This is a genomic window from Sulfitobacter marinus, assembly GCF_900116285.1.
Taxonomy (GTDB): Bacteria; Pseudomonadota; Alphaproteobacteria; order Rhodobacterales; family Rhodobacteraceae; genus Sulfitobacter; species Sulfitobacter marinus.
Window position 1 is genome coordinate 1 of record NZ_FPAJ01000005.1, and the last position, 19180, is coordinate 19180.

A 19180-nucleotide genomic window follows, 5' to 3' on the forward strand; every position below is an offset into this window, starting at 1 on the left:
CGCAGCATCGGTCAAATTAGGGCTCCTTTCGGTCCTCAGATGCAACGCAGCATCCGGTGATATACTGCTTTAGTCAACGTCGGGTTGTCGTTGTGGGAGGGCATGGCGGATCGGAGGATCAGTCATGGAAACACCAAACCTACCAGCCATTCGCGCACTTCGCCCCGCTTGGAACAAGGGTCGTATCGTTGGTCAGAAACGGCCTTTGAAGCCTCAACACGTTTGGGCGATCAGGGTTCGTCTAGAACTATCAGAGAACCATCGCGACCTCGCGCTGTTTAACATGGCGATCGACAGCAAGCTGCGCGGCTGTGACCTGGTGAAGATGAAAGTCGTCGACGTCATGGCGTCGGGTCAGATCAAGGAACGGGCATCGGTGTTACAATGCAAGACACAGAAACCTGTGCGATTTGAGATATCCGAAGGCACACGCGCCTCGGTCGAAAAGTGGATGGAAGATGAGCTCATGGTTGGCTCGGAGTACCTTTGGCCGGGTCGGTTCCATGAACGCCTGCACATCTCGACACGCCAGTATGCGCGGATCGTCCGCGACTGGGTCACATCAATCGGCCTAGACGCGAGTGCATATGGCACGCATTCGATGGGGCGGACAAAAGTGACCCAGATCTACAAGAAGACCGGCAACTTGCGGGCAGTTCAGCTTCTCCTCGGGGACACGAAGATGGATAGCACGGTGCGATACCTTGGCGTTGAACTTGAAGATGCGCTGGCAATCGCGGAGGCCATTGAAATCTAGCAATTTCCGGGTCGCCTTCGCGGGCGACCCATTCCTGCCGTTCGACCTCAGCCCTGAACGCTGCGGATGCAGCCCGTTTTCTGGACATTCGCTGCAGCCGCAAAATCAGCTGGGAGTAAATTCACAGTTCGCCGGACAAACCGGGCTTTGGTTGCAGCTGCGCCAAAGTCAGCTTTCGGTTGGTCGGCTAGAAGCGGTCGCTTTCGCAAGTGACTGAAAAACATGTGCCACGGTACCAACCAGTTTGCGCAACAAGATTTACCAAGCCTTCCATTCAACGCGAGTGCTGTCATTCTTTGTTTGCCAAAAAGATCTCCTCAATGGTCAAACCAAAATACCCAGCGATGATGAATGCCAGCTGAAGGCTAGGATCATATCGTCCACGCTCAAGGGCATTCACGGTCTGCCGAGAGACGCTTAGACTTTCCGCGAGCTCTGCTTGCGATCGACCGCTTAGTTGTCGAAGTTCCCGTATGCGACTTTTCATCCGAAACGCAACCGACCGATCATAACGCCGACAAACCAGAGAGCTGCCATCAACGGCCAGATGGCAAACATCGAGATTCTTGGAAAGCCCACAGCCTCAAGGAAACCATATGAAAACGTTATGAGTGCCGTCCCCACAAAGGAAAGGGCAAGCGCTTCGAATTGTAATTTCCTTTGCATCTCGTCCAGCTTACGAATGGCAAAGATGCAGACACCACAAATGAATGCTGCAGGTAGCATTGGGATCAGAACAACCACTATTCGAACCAGTTGGCTATCAACACCTTGGTCGAGTAGAGCATTGGAAATGAACAAGGCGGATGCATAGGCAGTCAAGCCGACGATCATCAATAAAAATTTGGGCATCAGGAGCCTCCATTTGTAAAGCACGCTTTACATTGCATCGGAATCTCACTGATGTAAAGCCACCTTTACATCATGTTTTGCTGCGCTCGGAATGTCTTGCCCACAACTCTTGGCAAAGCTTGCTTAGATCTGTCACAAAACCGGCCGGAATTTGAGAATCGGACATTCGCGCGCACTGCAGCATCTGACTAAATGGGCTCTCTGCCGCCATTAGATCGACCGCAGCATGTTCGCTTGCAAGGTCGCCCCCCGTCACGCACGGCCCTTTGCGGACCTTGGTCATTCGATTGGGATGCCGCAGTCGCAGCCCGCTTTTCCGACGTTGTCATACCAGCGAGGCTGGAATGAGTGCGGTGGTGATTGAAATTGTTGCACCACGTCTCGTCCACCTCTTGAAACACGACCGCCCCACAATAACCCCAGATTGTTTATCGAAATCCATATGCACCCTTTGCGTTAGTGCTTAGCGCGCGCAAAATTTCCTATTTGCATTGGGAGTTTACAAAATGGATCGGCATTGGGGTGTTCAGTTAAAAAAGGCGATTTCGAAACGAGGATATAACAAATTCACCGCTCTTGCTGCAGCGCTGGACGTAAGTGAGAGCACCATCTCAAGATGGGCCGCTGGCGAAAGTATTAGCATTGAGAATGCGATCAAGCTTTGTAATGAAATGGATATCTCTATGGACTGGTTGTTTCGGTCCGCAGAGCGTCTTGAGGCCGCGCACTCGGATCCTCCAGCGAGTGGGAGTCTGGCCGAACTTCCAAAATTCCTTAATGAGCTACCCGAAGATGCTCTGGAGCATCTAAGAAAATTCATTTTAAGCCTTAATTTCCGACAGTAATTGCGCGTGGCGCAAACGAAAGCCCGCATTCTTGCGTATCGCGGAAGCTGCATACGGTTACGAAAACTCAACCTAAAAGATAACCTCAAAGTGCCTAGCGGATGGTCCGTTGGCATAAAGAAGAGGAAACCGAAATGAACACTAAAGCAAACCTAGACGTGAAACTTGATGGGAACCTTAACAAGTTCTATCAGGACGCGCGCGACGACATCACAAAACTGATTGGGGGCGCAGCCATTAAAGCCGCTGTGATCTTTAACAACTCACCCAACCCTGTAACATTTTTCGTCTACAACTACAGTGATGGGATCAACTTGGTACCGGCACAAAAAGTACTGGTTGCGCCGGGTCATCAGGGAATCGTCGCTGCATCAGGTGTCTACTTCAAAATCCACCCGAATAACAACCGGAAGGCTGAGTTTCTGGTAGAGCCGAAACAGGCGTATGTTTTCCATGGCTATGGCAAGGTGGAGCCCGTCGGGAGTTAATCTCATACAGAACGAGTGCAGTTGAACATTACGCTGCTCTCTCTTCAATCTGGGTCCATATCATACACTCAAATTGTCGAAGAGCCGCAGTTCCAGCAGAGCTGTTTAAAACGCTCCTCTGATGCCTACATTCGACGCGCGCACCCAAGATAAGGTGCGGTGCTGAGACCGTTCAAACTGCGGCTCTGCAATCACCATAAAATCCAGGCTGGCGGCTAATAATCGCCAGTCATCTTCCCAAGGCCGCAGCATCCGTTGTTGGTCAGCGCTCCCCCTATGACTTGGGGCGCATTTCATCCTCAAACAAAAGGAAAAATCACATGAGACACTACAAGATCCATACTAAACTGGTTGTTGCTGCTTTTGCAGCCAGCGCGGCAATTGCAAGCAGCAGTTCAGCCCAGGTTTTTCACGGCGTTCGGGCTCACGACAATGGTGTTGTCCTCTGGGAACATGACGCTAACAATTTTGGCGTTAGTGCTGGGGGCCAGCCGAAACCTGGACTGTCCTTCTATGACAGCATGGAAGCTGTAGATATTGAATTGCGCGGACAGCCTGACTGCTACATTAGAGTTATGCTCCCTAATCCTAGACAAAATGATCTTTCAGTTGGGCAAAACGTAAATATCCAACTCCAAATTACGCATGGTGGAGTACGCCAAAACTTCAATGCAAATTTCCCATGGCAGATCATAAATGACAACATTCCACCTGGTCACTGGAGTATTTTGGGCGCAACTATTCTTGCTAATATTCTCCCAAATTTTGATTATAGCAATAATCTAGCAAGCAAAGTGGCAGCAGAAGGATTCCGATACCTCGCCCAAAATGATCCCCAAGTTACGGTCATCCCAGGAACAAATCCTAATTGTGCAGCGCAGTAAAGAGGTTAGCCCTCACAGTCGCTAAACATTTACCGCTGGATCGACTGGTCCAGCGGCATTCTGACGATGTTTCCCCGTCCGTTTCAGTCCTATCGTCAATCTCATTTACCATAGGTAATGCTATCACATGAGCCGCCTCATGCCCTGATGGCGGTTCCGCGCCGCCCCCATATCTGGGCCCAAGAATCTGCGATTGGGATATCCGAAAAATCACATCCGACCGCTGCAAGGTTTTCATTTCTTTTACCATGAGTGACGGTGTCTCGGTATTTGCCATCGACCCTGTCACCCAAGCGCCAAGTCGAGAGCGCTGCGTGAACATGCAATCGAGTTCTTTAGCGTTCAGTTATGTAGCACCTTCTGAAAGCCGGCAAGCGAGTGTCTGCATTGTGAAACCTAATAATTTCCTGATGCGCCGCGGCGAACGTCCCGCATTCGCCCTTGGTGTTGATCGACAAGAACCGTCCTTAGTGCCGCCGACATGAACGGCCCAGAACGGACCTTGGGGCCGCGGGCAAGGAACGTCTCCTTCAGAGACTTTTCGGCTGACTATAAAACACAAGCTTTCCCGCTACGATCTTCACCGACTAAACCAAGTGCTTACCGATATGCGTTACCGGTACCGCGCGGAATTCGGTGACGGCAAACATTTAGTACTTCTTACCTTTGAATAACCCATTGCTTGAAGTTAACATCTAAGGTGCCACACTGCGCGAGGATCAGGTCGCGAGACTGGTATGGGCCCGCATCGTCGATTGTTTCCGCAACGGTGACGCATTGCGCGGGGTCCGAGGCCAAACTCATCTCCATGCTCGCGTCGTCATAAACAAACTGCTGTGCGGGATCGCCCTCGTCACAAGAAACCAGACCAAATGGGTTTTCGGCATTCTCCGGGTCATTATACGCCATGCATAGACCATCATAGGTCGCCGACGCGATCATGCCCGTCTCTGCCGCATAGGTGAAGAACACGTCGTCTCCTTCCGGTTTGCATGAATGGGCGTGAAGCTGATCGCTCAACTCTCGTCCTTCAGTATCGATGCACCAGCCGAGTGACGCTTCCTCGTCAAGGTTATCGGCAAGATGAATGACGGGCCCGTCGGTCTGAAGGGTTGGTGCCTCCGCATGGGCTGACAATGGGATGCTTTGGCCCAATACGATCAGCGCGGCAAAGGCAAGGTTTGAGTTCGGAAATCTCATAGCTCACCCCTTTGAGAACTGTTGTTGAAAGGTACGAATTCGTTCTGCATTGACGCCTTGGTCACTGCGCCCGACCCGTGAAACGCCGCGCATATCCACGCGGCTACCGTTCTCGGCAGGGGTAATCGCAACGACAACGTCATCGGCAAAATAGAAGACAGAGGTGCGCGCGGTGGCCTCGAACCGATGGCGGCCCGGGTCAGTCGCGACGATTTCCCACCCCATTTCACCAGCCACGTCCAGCGCCCGTTCAAAGGCGGCATCCGCGCTCAGTGTTGTCTGAAGCGGCGCGATATCGGGATAGGCCGTCGCTTGCAGGTCAGCCACCTCTGCACCACCGTATTCCAGGGTGTTCTTCGCACCCGCACGGGTCTCATTCAGCACCTCAAAGGCTGGAGGATTGGCCGTGTTGGTCGTGATGTCGTGAATTGGTGCAGCGCGTGGTTGGGGGTTCACGGTGCTTGAGATGAGAGGAAACAGGATCCCCAGTCCAAGCAGCGCGACCACGCCGCCGACCGCAGCCCAACCCTTTTCGCCCCGGCCAAAATGGATGGCCAAAGCGATCAGCCCCGCGCTGAAGATGCCCGCCCCGATTGCGTTGAAGTAGCTCCGGTAAAGCCCGAACCCTATGATCGGCTCCCAAAGCCCCAACCGCGCCCCGAACAAGATCAGTGTGACGCAGATTACACCTGCGACGGCAATCAAGGCTGCAATTTTTCCAGTATGTTTCATGTCTTCGGCCTTTCACGACCAGCGTTAATATTTGCTTAATTACTCGGCTGACCAGTCACGGCCGCCCCCGCTCCGGTCGCGATCTTCAACGTGGCCCAAGCCTGCGCCGCTTCATTCGTGGCGGAGGCCGCCGAGATCCTTGCGGCATTGGTATTTCGGTCAGTTTCCAGGAGGTTCAACAGCGTGATGGCACCGTTCCGATAGTTTTCCTGCGCCAATGACAGCGCACGACTGTAGTCGCTGGCGGCAGTTCTCAGCAGTTGCGCTCTCTGCCGCGCCCGCGACAGGTTGGACTGTGCCACCTGAACATCCTCAACCGCTTCGTTGATTGAGGCCCGCCAAGCGATCTCGGCCTGTCGCGCGACAGAGAGTTGCGCGTCACGGCTGGCTTTCAAGAGACCCTGATTGAATACGGGTAGAGACAATTGCGGCCCGAAACTCCACGCGTCCGTGGCGTCCGTCCGGCCTACCGTACCGGACAGAGACAAAGCAGGGTAAAGCGCGGCTTCAGCGACGCCCACCTTGGCAACAGCAGCGGCCAAACCGGCTTCGGCACTGCGCACATCGGGGCGATTGCGCAGCAAATCAGCTGGTACGCCGGTGCGCGCCCCCCCCGGGCTGGAGAGTTGGGGGGCTCCTTTTTGCATCTGCGCCTTAATCGGACCCGCCGGTTCGTTCAGCAATGTCGCGATGGCATAGACGTTCGCGTCAAACAGGGCGGCGAACTGCGGCAGATCAGCCCGCGCTGTCGAAAGCAAAGCCCGCGCTTCAGCAACTTCGTATTCCGTTGCTGCTCCCGCATTAAACTGGCTGCGAGTGATGTCCACCGTCTCTTCGCGCGTGGCGATTGCGGTGCGCGTCAAGGCCATCGCCTCTTGATAATAGCGCGCATCGGAATAGGCCGCGATCAGTTCGGCCAGCCAAGCAAGACGCGTAGTTTCCTCCTCGGCGCGGGCTGCAGTAAGAGAGGCGACAGCAGCCTCGCGCTCGCGCCGGATGCCGCCGAACAGGTCGATCACCAGCGAAGCGCCCAGAGACCCGCTTTTGACGGTACTTGTACCGCTTGTTGCGTCACCGCCGGAGTTCGTCACCGATCCGGTCAGCGATCCGTCCGCCGCTGCATTGACCCCGGTTTTGCGCAACTCGGCCTGTGCCTGGCGTATCCTCTCGCCCGCAGCGATCACATCAAGGTTCTGGGCAAGGCCCCGGGCAACGAAACCTGTAAGGATCGGGTTTTTGTAGTTCCGCCACCATTGCTGGATGGCGACCGCCCCGATTTCTTCCGCATTGCCACCGACAAAACGGCTTTCCATAGCCATTTCGGGGCGCTGATAATCAGTGCCGACAGCACAGCCAGCGACAAGAAAACCCAGTACGAGATAGTAAGGTTTCACTGAGCTTTCTCCACTCGCTTACGGAATATTTCTGTTGTTCGGATTACGGCGACGTAGAAGACCGGCACCATCACGATCCCGATGACCGCCGAAAAGAGGATCCCGCCGAGCATCCCCGTACCGATGGATTTTTGCGCATTGGCCCCGGCCCCGGATGCCAATACCAGCGGCATGATGCCGAAACCAAAGGCAAGAGATGTCATCAAGATGGGACGCAGACGTTGACGCGCTGCCATGACGGTGGCTTCCAGCAACGCTTTGCCTTCGGCCCGAAGGGATTCCGCAAATTCGACGATCAGAATAGCATTTCGCGCCGCAAGGCCGATCGTGGTAAGCAGGCCTACTTTGAAATAGACGTCGTTCGACTGTCCGAAATACCACGTCGTCACAAGCGCGCCCAGAATACCCACTGGCACGGAAAGCATTACCGCAAAGGGCACGGCCCAGCTTTCGTAGAGGGCGGCGAGGCAGAGGAAGACAACCAACGCCGAGATCGTATAAAGAGTGGCTTCCTGATCACCGGACAACCGTTCTTGATAGCTTAACCCTGTCCAAGCCGAGGCATAAGATCCGTCCAGATCTGCGGTAAGTTGTTCCATCACCTCCATCGCGTCGCCCGAACTGATACCCGCTGCCGCTTCGCCAGAAAGCTCCAACGCGCGGGTGCCGCCATAGCGCGACAGCTTGGGCGTGATGGTTTCCCATTCACGGCTGACAAAGGCCGACAGCGGCACCATTTCCGAACTGTTGTTGCGCACATACCAGTGGTCAATGTCATCGGGCTGCATGCGCCAGTCTGCCCCGCCCTGCACAATGACCTCGCGCAGGTTGTTGCCCAGCGGGAAGTCATTGACATAAGTGCCAGAAAACACGGTCGCGAGCATGGTGTTCACGCTCGACAAAGACACCCCCAAAGCTTCAGCTTTCTGCTGGTCGATACGCAGTTTCAACGAAGGCTCCGTCGCCGCATCATTGCCGCGCAGATTGGTCACGCGACCGTCGGCAAGCCCCGCCGCAACCAGTTGATCTGCCGCCTCGCTTAGCGCTTCCTGACCCGCGCCTGACTGATCCACGAGGTACATCGCAAAGCCCGAGGACGTTCCCAGTCCCGGAATGGCAGGTGGTTGGAGGACAAAGATGCTGCCCAGACGGGATTGGAAGAACTTCCCGTTTGCCCGCATCATCAGATCGGCCGCATCAAGACCGGGACGCTCTTCATAGTCCTTGAGCCTGATGAACATCATCCCGTAGTTCTGACCTGACCCCCCGAAACTGTATCCGACGTTGGCAAATACGCCATCAACCATCTCAGTCTCTTCGGTCAGCAAATACTGCTCGATCTGTTCAATCGTGTTGGCCGTTTGCTGGACTGTTGATCCCTGAGGCAGTTCGATCATGGTCATAAGGACGCCCTGATCTTCGGTCGGCAGGAACGACGACGGCAGACGGTCGTAGACCCAATAGGCGCCAAAGCCGACAAGGAGCAATACCACCACCATACGGAAAGGCCGCATGGACAACCGCCCGACAACCGAAGCATAGCCACCCGTCAGCCGGTCAAGGCCGCCATTGAACCACCGCAGCGGAAGCAGAGGCTTCTTGTCATGGTTCGGTTTGAGAAGCTGCGCGCACATCGCAGGCGTCAGGATCAGCGCAACGAAAAGCGACAGCACCATCGCCGAAATGATCGTGACCGAGAACTGCTTGTAGATTACCCCGGTCGATCCGGACATGAACGCCATCGGCAGGAACACCGCGGACAGCACCATCACGATCCCGACCAGCGCGGGTGAGATTTCGCCCATGCTCTTTTCCGTCGCCGCAACGGCATCGAGTCCTTCTTCCTCCATGACCCGCTCTACATTTTCGACCACGACGATCGCGTCATCGACAAGCAGTCCGATGGCCAGCACCAGCGCGAACATCGTCAGGGTATTGATCGACATGCCGAAGGCCGACAAGACGCCGAACGTTCCCAGCAGAACCACCGGTACCGCAATGGTCGGAATGAGCGTCGCGCGCCAGCTTTGCAGGAACAGAAGGATCACCAGAAAGACCAGAAAGATCGCCTCGATCAGCGTCTCATAGACCTGGTCAATCGACTCCTCGACGAAGGGCGACGTGTCATAGGGGTATTCGACCGTCACGCCCGCCGGCAGGGCAGAGGACAGGCCATAGACCACGGCGCGCACCGCTTCGGCGGTATCGACCGCATTGGCGCCGGTGGAAAGGTTTACGGAAAAACCCGCTGCGGGATGGCCGTTGAAGCGGCTGACACTGCCATAGTCTTCCTCGGCCAGTTCGATTGTCGCGACATCGGCAAGATAGATTGCCGATCCGTCCGCATTGGTTTTCAGCAGGATGTTCTCGAAGTCCTCGACCGATTCAAGCTGGGATTGCGCGGAGAGCGACACCGTGAACTGCTGGCCTTTGACAACAGGTTGATCCCCCAGACTGCCAACGGTGACGTTGGTGTTCTGTTCGGAGACGGCCGAGGTCACATCGTTTGGGGTCAATTGGTATTGATACAATCGATCCGGATCCAACCAGATGCGCATGGCATATTCCGTCCCGAACGTGTTGACCGACCCCACGCCGTCCGTGCGCTGCACCGCATCTTGAATCGTGCTGCTCAGGATATCGCCCAGTTCGAGAGAGGAATAGCTGTCATCCTCACTGACGAGGGCGCCGACCAGCAGAATGGACGTGGTCGAGCGGGTGACGGAGATACCCAAGTTCGCCACCACATCCGGCAGTTGCGACTCCACCAGTTGCAGTTTGTTCTGCACCTGCACCTGCGCCATATCGGGGTCGATGCTGTCATCGAACGTCAGGGAAATACTGGCGGTCCCCTCATTCGAAGAGGAGGTCATGTAGGTCAGACCGTCCAGCCCCGTCATCCCGTCTTCGATGACCGTGGTGACGGAGTTCTCGACCGTTGCGGCCGAGGCTCCGGTGTAGGACGCCGTGATCCGCACCGTCGTTGGCGCGATGTCGGGATACTGGGAAATCGGCAGGCTGGTCAGGCTGTAGGCGCCGAGCAGCATGGTCGCAATGGCAAGCACCCAGGCGAAGACAGGGCGGTGAATGAAGAAGGAGGCCATGGTTCACTCCTCCACGGCTGTGGTGTCGGCATCGAGCGCAACGCCATCTTCGTTGATCGTCACGGCGACCGGTGTCACCGCCTGTCCCGCGCTCAGCGACAAGAGACCGTCCACGATTAATTGGTCCCCTTCGCTCAATCCCTCGCGCACGATCCACGCGTTCTGATAGGTGCCGTCATCTTCAAGCGTCACCTGTTCTGCCTTGCCGTCTTCACCGATAACATAAGCAGTCAGTTTACCTGAGTTGCCACGCGTCGCCGCACGTTGCGGAACAAGGTAGGCTTGCATCGTGCCAAGCACGATTTCCCCACGCACAAACATGCCGGGAAGGATGATGTGATCAGGGTTGTCAAAGGTAAAACGGATGGTCACGGTTCCGGTTGAGGTCGACACATTGTTGCCGGGCGTGACCAATTTGCCCGTGCCGCGAAACACGTCGCCGTTTTCCAGCGTCAGCGTTGCCTCAAGGACGTCGTTCTGCGTGAGAGTGCCTTCGGAAATGCCCTTGCGAAAGGACAGGATCCGCGCGCTGGCTTCCATCATATCCACATAGATCGGATCAGAGGTGACAATGCTGGTCAGGGCGTCGGTCTGCCCTGCCGTGACCAAATCCCCCACGGATACAGTTGACACATCTGCACGCCCGTCAATCGGGCTGGTCAGGGTTGCCCACGACAGCTCGGTCTCGGCATACTCAAGTGCTGCCTTGTTTGCGTCGAGGGCTGCCTTTGCTTCGGCCAGGCTGGCACGCGCCACTTCGACCTCGGCTTCGGTGTAGCCGCGTCCGGCGAGTTGTTCGGCCCGGTCATAGGCCGCCTGCTTCACCGGAAAGTTGGCTTCGGCAGTGGCCAAGTTGGCACGCGCCGTCGCAACGGTCGCGAGATAGGACGAATCGTCGATCCGGAAAAGCGGGTCCCCAACCTCAAGCAATTGCCCGGGCGTGTAGAGAATTTCTTCGACCACACCGCCGACGCGCGGGCGCACCTCAACATTTTGAAAAGCAACAGCCCGCCCCGGCGCGGTAACGATACGCGGGATCTCCTGCATCTGCATTTCGATCACACCCACCTCAAGCGACCCTGCAACGGGCATCCCACCGGGAGGCCCCCCTTGCGCGCTTGCCATTGTGGCAGCCGCCCCCAACGCAATTGCTGCGCCAAACATCTTCCAAACGCTGAATTTCATGTGCTTCTCGATCCTTGACTTTTCGGCAAAATTTATGCCATCTACGCAGATATTGCACTATACGCAAGGATTTCAGTAATGACACTTTCGTTACGAGAGCGTAGACGACAGCAAACGGCGCATGACATCCAACTGGCGACATTGGATTTGGCCGTTCAAAAAGGGCTGGAGAATGTCACGACAGAGGAAATTGCCGCTGCAGCCGGCATCAGTACGCGGACTTTCTTCAACTACTATACCAATAAGGAAGCGGCTGCGGTGGGGGCACCGCCAGCCTTTACGGAAGCGGCAAAAGAAGCACTGCGCGACGGGAGCGGACCTCTTGCGGACGACCTCAAACTGTTTCTGGACCAACATGTCGCTGCACTGACCAAAGATGAACCTATTCTCAAGATGATCGGCACGGTTCTGCGTTCAAACGAAAAAGCGAGAGGCATCCTGCAGGGGTTTCTCATTATGGAGCGCAGAGAGCTTACGGAATGCCTAAGCCATCGCGTTCAAAACCCTCAAGCCGCCGCAGCACTTGCAAGCAACACAACCGACGCAGTGGGCCGAGCGATCGTCCTTTGGGAGCACGAAGAAAACCTATCCCTGAGCGCCGCGTTAGACGTGGTCTGGGAAGGAACAATCGCCGCGGCAGCCCTCTTAACGTCGACATCGTGATTTTGCCGAACGATGTATTCGGACGCTTCGAGCAAAAGGTTTACCTGCCACGGCATCCCTTTGCCGAAGGCAGTCCGAGTGCCGAATGATCAGGCGAAGGTTTCCGCCACTATTTCCTTCGCGAACCCAGCGTTCAACACCCCGCGGTTCAGCAGGCGATACCAGAACGCACCATGTATCAAGGTCGACAGTGTTTCCACGCTCCGCCCCGGCGAAAGCTCTCCGCGGTCCTGCGCCCGGCGGAGCAAAGCGGTGATCATCTGCTCCCGAGGCAGAACAAAATTTGCATGAAACGACTTGTGGAACTTTGCATCCTGCTGAGAGGCCGCGATCAGCGCGCGGAGGGTGTCCCCGTAGATGCGCAAGTGTTCGAAAATACGGATCAGGAAGTCTTCGAGCAAGGTCCGACAATCCTCTGCCCCGTCCCAAGAAGGTTCGGCGGCATAGGTGTTGGTCTGCTCAAAAACGGCTTCGAGGACAAGGTCGGCCTTCGTATTCCAGCGGTTGTAGAGCGTTTGGCGCGCCACGCCAGCCTGCTCAATGATTGCCGAAACCGAGACTTTCTCATAGCCCAGTTCCCGAACCAGACGTAGAGCCACAGCCTTCAATGCCGTGCTGGCGTCTTGATTTGCGGGCCGCCCACTTGGCCTTTTTCCCGACATGCACAGTTCCTGTTCATAGATGCAGATTAGTCCGTGATTGAAGATTAGACTGCAGTCCACTATCCGCAAGTAGACCGCAGTCCAATATTATCGCCGGAACCGAGATGTCACAGATTTTCCTTACCCCGAAACGGGCCTTTGCCGTTACCGCCACTTTGGGCCTTTTGTCCCTCTTTCCCCCATTGGCCACGGATATGTACCTCGCCGCACTTGGTGAGCTCGCGGCCTCGATGAACGCCACCCATACGGCGGCTGAACTTTCGCTTTCGATTTTCTTTCTCGGCCTCTGTTTTGGGCAGATCCTCATTGGCCCATTGACCGATACCTACGGACGCAAGCGCCCGCTTCTTGTAGGGACCGTTCTGTTCACCGTGACCTCGATTGCACTGCCGCTGATGAATGACATTGCATGGTTCAATGCCCTACGGTTCCTACAGGCAATCGGCGCGAGTGCGGGAATGGTCGTCGGGCGCGCCATGGTGAAAGATCTTTATGAGGGGCAAAAGGCCGCGAAGGTTATGACCGTGCTGGTCATGTTGCTGACACTCGGGCCCATCGCGTCACCGACGATGGGCAGCCTGCTTCTCGAAGCGTTTGGCTGGCAGTCAATCTTTGCAACGATGGCGCTTATCAGCCTCGTGGCCTTGACCCTCTCCGTGGTCACCCTGCCCGAAACCCTACCCGCTCAGGATCGCCAGCCCGCGCCCATTCGAAATGGCTTAAAAGCCGCGAAACGCCTGCTTTCGCAACGCGGGTTTGTCACGATGGCCTTGGTGGCGGGCCTTATCCCAAGCGGTATGTTTGCCTTTATCACTGGCTCATCGGGGGTATTCCAAGGGATTTTCGGGCTAAGCTCCATTGGCTTTGGCATCATGTTCGCGATCATCGCGACCGCGTTGATTATCTTTGGCCGGATCAATGGGATATTGCTCAATCGTTTCATACCAGAACAAATTCTCAAGACCGTGTTGCCGCTCTTTGCCGCGTCTACCATCCTGCTCACCTTGCTGTCTCAGACAGACTCCTTGTTGGTGTTTGTCGTGCCCCTGTGGGTTTCGATCGGCTTGGTGGGCCTGCTTTCGGCTAATGCGATTTCCCTTGCGATGGAAACGACCAAGGCCGCGGCAGGGGTGGGATCGGCGCTTCTGGGTGCGATCCAGTTCGCCCTCGCTTTCGCCGTTTCCAGCTTCGTGGCCATAGGCGGGGCGTCCACCGCCTTGCCAATGGCTCTTGGGCTCGCAATTCCAGCCAGTGCGGCATCCCTGCTGTATTTCGTTACAAGACGCTCCAGTGAGTCTGAGAATTCAAATGTGGAGCTATAGGGGCTTTGCTTATTAGGAAAAGCAGCTTGGAGACATCCTGCACACCGGACTTAACTTCCGTTTCAGCGGCGCACGGGGAGATGCCAGATACGGTAGGAACGGCAGAAAAATATCTGTTGAGGTCGGTGCCGAACCGATCACGACCTTTCTTTTGCGCTTGCAGCGAATGTCTCAGAAGTTCGCTCTCCCCCCTTCGATAGCAGTTCTTTGGACGACTGGCGCAGCGGCCCCCCTTCTCCAAGGCGCTGTGCCAAAATAGTGAAATATTTTCAAATGCGGCACTAGACGACTGGTCTATTACTTCCTATCTACCCGACATGTTAGAGCAAAAGAAATCAGACGTTACACGTCAAAATATCCTGCAAGCAGGGCGCAGCCTGGTCAGCCAGCATGGGTTTGGCGGGGTCGGGTTGGCGCGTATCCTAAAGGAAAGCGGCGTTCCGAAAGGATCGTTCTACTACTACTTCCCCTCCAAGGAAGCCTTTGGCCAAGCCTTGCTGACGGATTACGTGGCCGATTATCTTGGCCGGGTCGATGCCCTTTCGAATGGCCCCGGATCTGCCCATGACAAACTGACCGCCTTCTGGTCGGCCTGGCTGACACATGCAGAGGCCGAAGGCATTGCCAGCCAATGCTTGGTCGTCAAGCTGGGCGCAGAGGTGGCCGATTTGTCAGAAGACATGCGCCAAGTGCTTGATGCTGGCGTGAGCGCGCTGGTCGACCGCATCGCAGCACTGCTGGTGCAGGGGGCCAAGGACGGCTCTGTCGTGGCCATCGACGATCCGCAGGCCACGGCGCAAATGCTCTACGCGAAATGGCTGGGTGCCGCGATTCTGGCAAAGCTATCGCGTGATGAAACCCCTCTTAGGCGGGCTCTCTCCGAAACAAAGAAAACCCTTTCAACATCGTAAACCAAAGAAGAGAAACCACATGAAAGCTGCAATTCACGACACGTTCGGCGAACCAATCGACGTTTTGAAAACCGCCGAGATCGACAAACCTACCGCAGGTGCGGGCGAAGTTTTGATCAAGATGACACTGTCGCCCATCCACAACCACGATCTGTGGACCATCCGTGGCAACTATGGCTACAAGCCCGAACTGCCCGGTGCGATTGGCGGCTCGGAAGCAATGGGCACAGTCGAGGCTGTCGGCGAAGGCGTTGACGATGCCATGATCGGTAAACGCGTCACAGTCGCGGGTGTGCATGGGACTTGGGCCGAATATTTCGTGGCCCCCGCGGCAGGCGTTCTGCCCCTGCCCGACATGATTTCCGACGTCGCAGGCGCACAGCTGATCGCGATGCCGTTTAGCGCCATTTCGCTGCTGGAAACGCTCAGGGCCAAAAAGGGTGACTGGATCATCCAAACCGCCGCCAATGGTGCTGTGGGCAAGATCATGGTGACACTTGCCAAGGCGCGCGGCATCAATCTGCTGAACCTCGTGCGGCGCGACGAAGCGGTGAAAGAGCTGACAGACATGGGGATTGAAAACGTTCTATCCACATCCGATGCTGACTGGGTGCAAAAGGCACGTGATATCATTGGTGCCGCTGGTGCTGCATCCGCGATAGATTCAGTTGGTGGTGAAATATCTGCAGATCTCGTTGAACTGCTGGGCCTTGATGGTGAACTGGTTGTTTTCGGTACCGCGACAGGCGCGCCGATGCCGCTGTCTTCGGGCGCATTGATCATGAAACACATCACCATCAAAGGCTTCTGGGGCTCGCGCGTCAGCGGCGATATGGACCCTGAAGAGCGTAAGCGCCTGATCACTGAACTGGTAACGCTGGTCGCCAAAGGCGAGTTGGTACTGGAAGACGGTGGCATCTTTGATCTGGATGACGTTTCCAAAGCGATGAAAGCGGCCCTGACACCGGGTCGCACCGGCAAAGTCATGATCCGCGGTTAATCTGCTACGACCGAAAACAGGCAAAGCCCGACCTTTGAAGGTATCAAAGGCCGGGCTTCCCAATCGTAACAAGGCAACTGGCTAAAATGGCAAGCCGATATAGTTTTCGGCCAAATCGCGGCGTGCCGTTTCGCTTTGTGACAAATGACTTAGGGTCGCTTTGCGCATCTGCGCGGCAAAGCTGTCTTCGCCGTCAAACTGGTGCAGCATTGTGGTCATCTGCCAGCTAAATCGCATGGCCTTCCAGATCCGCGCCAAGGCCCGTTCCGCATAGCTGTCGACGCCAGCGCGGTCGCCCTTCTTGAGCGCGGCGATCAGCGCGTCATGCAGATAGTACACGTCTGACACAGCAAGATTCAGCCCCTTGGCCCCGGTGGGCGGGACGATATGCGCAGAATCGCCAACTAGAAACAGGCTTCCCCAGCGCAGGGGCTCGCTGACAAACGACCGCAATGGCGCGATTGATTTTTCAATCGACGGGCCGGTCACCAAGGTATCGGCGGTCTCTTTCGGCAGGCGTATCTTCAGCGTCTCCCAAAAGCGATCATCGCTCCAGTCTTCGACCTTGTCTGTCAACGGTGCCTGCACATAATAACGCGACAGGTTTTCATTGCGCATGGACGCCAGCGCAAATCCGTGACGCGAATTGGCATAGATCAGTTCGTGATTGGCAGGCGGCGTACGTGACAGCACGCCCAGCCACCCAAAGGGGTAGACCCTTTCGAATTCCTCGCGTTTATCCACCGGTATCGTCTGGCGGCTTACCCCGTGAAAACCATCGCAGCCCGCCACAAACTGGCAGTCGATGCGCTGGCGCGCGCCGTCAACGGTATACTCGACATAAAGCGCATCCGTCGTCACATCGTTGATCACAACATCGGCCGCATTGTGAATGATGCGCGTGCCCATCGCATCTTGGGCCTCATATAGATCGGTCGTCACCTCGGTTTGGCCATAGACCATCACCTTTTTACCGGTCAGCTCGTGAAAGTTGATCCTTACCATCAGATCGTCGTCGCTCAGGTAACACCCTTCGTGGGGGATACCTTCGCGATCCATGCGGTCGCCAACCCCGGCCTCGCGCAGCAATTGCACTGTGCCGCTTTCCAATACGCCTGCCCTGATGCGATCCAACACACGCTTGCGCGAGGTCCGTTCCAGAATAACGGTGTCGATGCCTCCGCGGTTTAGCAGTTGCGACAAAAGCAAGCCCGAAGGGCCACCCCCGATTATAACGACTTCGGTTTTCATGAAGTTCTTATTCCCCTTCGTGGTATTGATCGAAGACTAGGGCGCTCGGGGCATTGCGTGAATGGACCGGCAGCGCATTCACTGGTACTATGCGTGCATGACGCATTTACCCCCGATCCCTGATTACGCGTTATATGGAGAGACAGAGGCCTTTCCCGATGTGGTACATTGCGAACATATCAAAGATCGCGCCCCGGATCATGGCTGGCACATCGCGCCGCATCGGCATGCACAATTGGCGCAGGTATTTTTCATTCAAACCGGCCATGCAACGTCAGTTGTTGACGGGCAGGAATTCGAGCTTTCCGATAACCAGTTGTTCTATGTTCCTGCGCAGGCCGTTCACAGTTTTGCTTTTGCCCCGAACACCCAAGGCATGGTGCAGTCATTTCCGATCTCAGTGCTGCGCAGCATCACCCCCGCGCATGACGACGTGGCACGCGCCTTATCGCTGCCCTTTGTCACGACGCCGGACGCAAAACTGCTAACGCTGATGACTCTGCTCGACGCCACATTGGCCGAGGGGGCACCCTATCGAACGCAAACAGCCGTGGGGTTAGCACACGCGGTTTTATCAATGACCGCCACCCTAAACGCCAACCCCCAATGGCACGCTGGCACCAAGCGGGATCGCAGGCTTGCGCAGCTTGACCAGTTGATCAGCAATCCGAAAACAGCTGGCTGGCGCGTGCAAGAATATGCCGTTGAAATGGGGTTGAGCACGGGGCACCTGAGCCGTCTTTGCCGCGCCGCCAACGGGCTGTCCGCCTCGGCCTATGTCGAGGCACATATCATCCAAGAGGCATGCCGCCTGCTGGCCTTCACCCAGCTTTCAGTGGCCGAGGTCGGATACAGGCTGGGCTTTTCCGATCCGTCCTATTTCTCGCGGCGATTTCGAACAGTCCAAAAGGAAACACCTTCCGTCTACCGCCAGCGGTTTGTCACCTAGTAGCCAGCGCCCCTATGCCTAAAAATTGTGCGCGCCATAAAATTTAGCCTCTTATTTGCCCGAATAGAGCCGTTTGCCATCGCCCCGACTGCGAATCCCGCTATCCATGATCAGGCTTTAGCGCCGCGACGGGAGGGGTCCATTAATATCGCCACACATATCGATCCTGTGCCAGAGGCAATGCCACAGCCCCGCGCCTTGGGCGATCTGTCTGTGACAAGCAAGACATATGGCGATGCGTCCGTGCTGGGTGATTTGTATCAATCCGGATGCCTCAAAGCGCTGTTTCCCCGCGCCAATGCGACGGGCCTGACGGGCGTTTTTCTGAACACCTCGGGCGGGATGACGGGCGGGGATCGCCTGACACTCCATGCGACAGCCGAGGCAAACAGCCGGTTAATCCTGACCTCCCAAGCGGCAGAGCGTGTGTACCTTGCCCAACCCGGCCCGCCCGCGCAATTGACCACGACACTGCGCGTCGCTGACGCCGCACGGATTGACTGGCTCCCCCAAGAAACGATCTTGTTCAACGGTGCCGCCCTGAGGCGTCGGCTTGAGGTTGATCTGGCCCCCGATGCCGCGTTCTTTGGGGTGGAGCCGCTGGTGTTTGGCCGCGTGTCGATGGGCGAGACCCTGACAAAGGGCCAATTTGCCGACAACATCACCATCCGGCGCGATGGCGTCCCGATTTTTGCCGATGCGGTGCGCCTGTCCGGCGATATCGCCGGACAAATGTCCGGCCCTGCCACAGCAGCGGGCCAGTTTGCCATGGCCAGCTTGATCTATGCCGCAGCGGATGCCGATGCCTTGCTGAAACCGCTCCGCGCCCTGTTGCCCGCAACTGCCGGTGCCAGTCTGATCCGGCCCGGCGTGTTGTATGCCCGCATTCTGGCACCCGACAGTTACATCCTGCGCCAGTCACTGGTGCCAATCATTGCCCGCCTGCACGGCGCGGCCCCACCCAAAACATGGATGCTTTGA

Annotated in this window: 19 protein-coding genes; 10 read left to right on the forward strand and 9 right to left on the reverse strand. The window is 56.3% G+C overall.

Going from position 1 to position 19180, the window contains the following annotated elements; translation table 11 throughout:
* Positions 1-124 precede the first annotated feature (124 nt).
* Entirely contained in the window at positions 125-757 is a 633-nt protein-coding gene (locus tag BM347_RS13895) for a tyrosine-type recombinase/integrase (RefSeq protein ID WP_093917106.1), read from the forward strand.
* Positions 758-1046: 289 nt separating this feature from the next.
* Here the strand turns inward: BM347_RS13895 and BM347_RS13900 are convergent, their stop codons facing one another.
* Together BM347_RS13900 and BM347_RS13905 are read right to left on the reverse strand one after the other, a co-directional pair.
* Positions 1047-1244, reverse strand: a complete 198-nt coding sequence (locus BM347_RS13900; protein ID WP_093917107.1) for a helix-turn-helix transcriptional regulator — start codon at positions 1242-1244, stop codon at positions 1047-1049.
* Positions 1241-1609 (reverse strand): hypothetical protein, encoded by a 369-nt coding sequence (locus tag BM347_RS13905; RefSeq protein WP_093917108.1) that lies wholly within the window; start codon positions 1607-1609, stop codon positions 1241-1243. Before BM347_RS13905 ends, BM347_RS13900 begins: the two co-directional genes overlap by 4 nt.
* Positions 1610-2115: 506 nt before the next feature.
* On the opposite strand from BM347_RS13905, the gene BM347_RS13910 reads away from it, so the two are divergent.
* The 3 genes from BM347_RS13910 to BM347_RS13920 all read left to right on the forward strand — a co-directional run bounded on the left by BM347_RS13910 (position 2116) and on the right by BM347_RS13920 (position 3826).
* Positions 2116-2454 (forward strand): helix-turn-helix transcriptional regulator, encoded by a 339-nt coding sequence (locus BM347_RS13910; protein ID WP_093917109.1) that lies wholly within the window; start codon positions 2116-2118, stop codon positions 2452-2454.
* A gap of 134 nt (positions 2455-2588) precedes the next feature.
* A complete protein-coding gene (locus BM347_RS13915) occupies positions 2589-2942 on the forward strand; it encodes a hypothetical protein (RefSeq protein ID WP_139226491.1) in 354 nt (117 codons plus the stop codon).
* Positions 2943-3262: 320 nt separating this feature from the next.
* Positions 3263-3826, forward strand: a complete 564-nt coding sequence (locus BM347_RS13920; RefSeq protein WP_093917111.1) for a hypothetical protein — start codon at positions 3263-3265, stop codon at positions 3824-3826.
* 660 nt (positions 3827-4486) lie between these two features.
* Here BM347_RS13920 and BM347_RS13925 read toward each other — a convergent pair.
* The 5 genes from BM347_RS13925 to BM347_RS13945 are packed head-to-tail and all read right to left on the reverse strand — an operon-like array spanning position 4487 to position 11441.
* Positions 4487-5026 (reverse strand): ricin-type beta-trefoil lectin domain protein, encoded by a 540-nt coding sequence (locus BM347_RS13925; protein ID WP_093917112.1) that lies wholly within the window; start codon positions 5024-5026, stop codon positions 4487-4489.
* 3 nt (positions 5027-5029) lie between these two features.
* Entirely contained in the window at positions 5030-5758 is a 729-nt protein-coding gene (locus tag BM347_RS13930; RefSeq protein WP_093917113.1) for a DUF1499 domain-containing protein, read from the reverse strand.
* 35 nt (positions 5759-5793) lie between these two features.
* Positions 5794-7152 (reverse strand): efflux transporter outer membrane subunit, encoded by a 1359-nt coding sequence (locus tag BM347_RS13935; protein WP_093917114.1) that lies wholly within the window; start codon positions 7150-7152, stop codon positions 5794-5796.
* Positions 7149-10256 carry an efflux RND transporter permease subunit gene (locus BM347_RS13940; protein ID WP_093917115.1) on the reverse strand — a complete coding sequence of 1036 codons (3108 nt, stop codon included), beginning with the start codon at positions 10254-10256 and terminating at the stop codon, positions 7149-7151. The genes BM347_RS13935 and BM347_RS13940 overlap by 4 nt, the downstream gene beginning before the upstream one ends.
* A 3-nt stretch (positions 10257-10259) precedes the next feature.
* Positions 10260-11441: an efflux RND transporter periplasmic adaptor subunit gene (locus BM347_RS13945; protein WP_093917116.1), complete on the reverse strand. Its 1182-nt coding sequence runs from the start codon at positions 11439-11441 to the stop codon at positions 10260-10262.
* A gap of 78 nt (positions 11442-11519) precedes the next feature.
* On the opposite strand from BM347_RS13945, the gene BM347_RS13950 reads away from it, so the two are divergent.
* On the forward strand, positions 11520-12104 hold the full coding sequence (locus tag BM347_RS13950) for a TetR/AcrR family transcriptional regulator (protein WP_093917117.1): 585 nt from the start codon (positions 11520-11522) through the stop codon (positions 12102-12104).
* An 89-nt stretch (positions 12105-12193) separates the two neighbouring features.
* Here the strand turns inward: BM347_RS13950 and BM347_RS13955 are convergent, their stop codons facing one another.
* Positions 12194-12766: a TetR/AcrR family transcriptional regulator gene (locus tag BM347_RS13955; protein ID WP_093917118.1), complete on the reverse strand. Its 573-nt coding sequence runs from the start codon at positions 12764-12766 to the stop codon at positions 12194-12196.
* A 104-nt stretch (positions 12767-12870) separates the two neighbouring features.
* Between BM347_RS13955 and BM347_RS13960 the strand changes: the two genes are divergently transcribed.
* The 3 genes from BM347_RS13960 (at position 12871) to BM347_RS13970 (ending at position 15999) form a co-directional block, all read left to right on the forward strand.
* Complete coding sequence (locus BM347_RS13960; protein WP_093917119.1) at positions 12871-14088, forward strand: multidrug effflux MFS transporter; 1218 nt, start codon at positions 12871-12873, stop codon at positions 14086-14088.
* Positions 14089-14405: 317 nt separating this feature from the next.
* Positions 14406-14999: a TetR/AcrR family transcriptional regulator gene (locus BM347_RS13965; RefSeq protein WP_093917120.1), complete on the forward strand. Its 594-nt coding sequence runs from the start codon at positions 14406-14408 to the stop codon at positions 14997-14999.
* A 19-nt stretch (positions 15000-15018) separates the two neighbouring features.
* Positions 15019-15999 (forward strand): zinc-binding dehydrogenase, encoded by a 981-nt coding sequence (locus BM347_RS13970; RefSeq protein WP_093917121.1) that lies wholly within the window; start codon positions 15019-15021, stop codon positions 15997-15999.
* An 81-nt stretch (positions 16000-16080) separates the two neighbouring features.
* Here BM347_RS13970 and pobA read toward each other — a convergent pair whose 3' ends face one another.
* Positions 16081-17250, reverse strand: coding sequence for a 4-hydroxybenzoate 3-monooxygenase (gene pobA, locus BM347_RS13975; RefSeq protein ID WP_093917122.1), 1170 nt, complete (start codon positions 17248-17250; stop codon positions 16081-16083).
* A 97-nt stretch (positions 17251-17347) separates the two neighbouring features.
* On the opposite strand from pobA, the gene BM347_RS13980 reads away from it, so the two are divergent.
* Positions 17348-18199, forward strand: a complete 852-nt coding sequence (locus BM347_RS13980; RefSeq protein WP_093917320.1) for a helix-turn-helix domain-containing protein — start codon at positions 17348-17350, stop codon at positions 18197-18199.
* A 180-nt stretch (positions 18200-18379) separates the two neighbouring features.
* Entirely contained in the window at positions 18380-19180 is an 801-nt protein-coding gene (locus tag BM347_RS13985; protein ID WP_093917123.1) for an urease accessory protein UreD, read from the forward strand.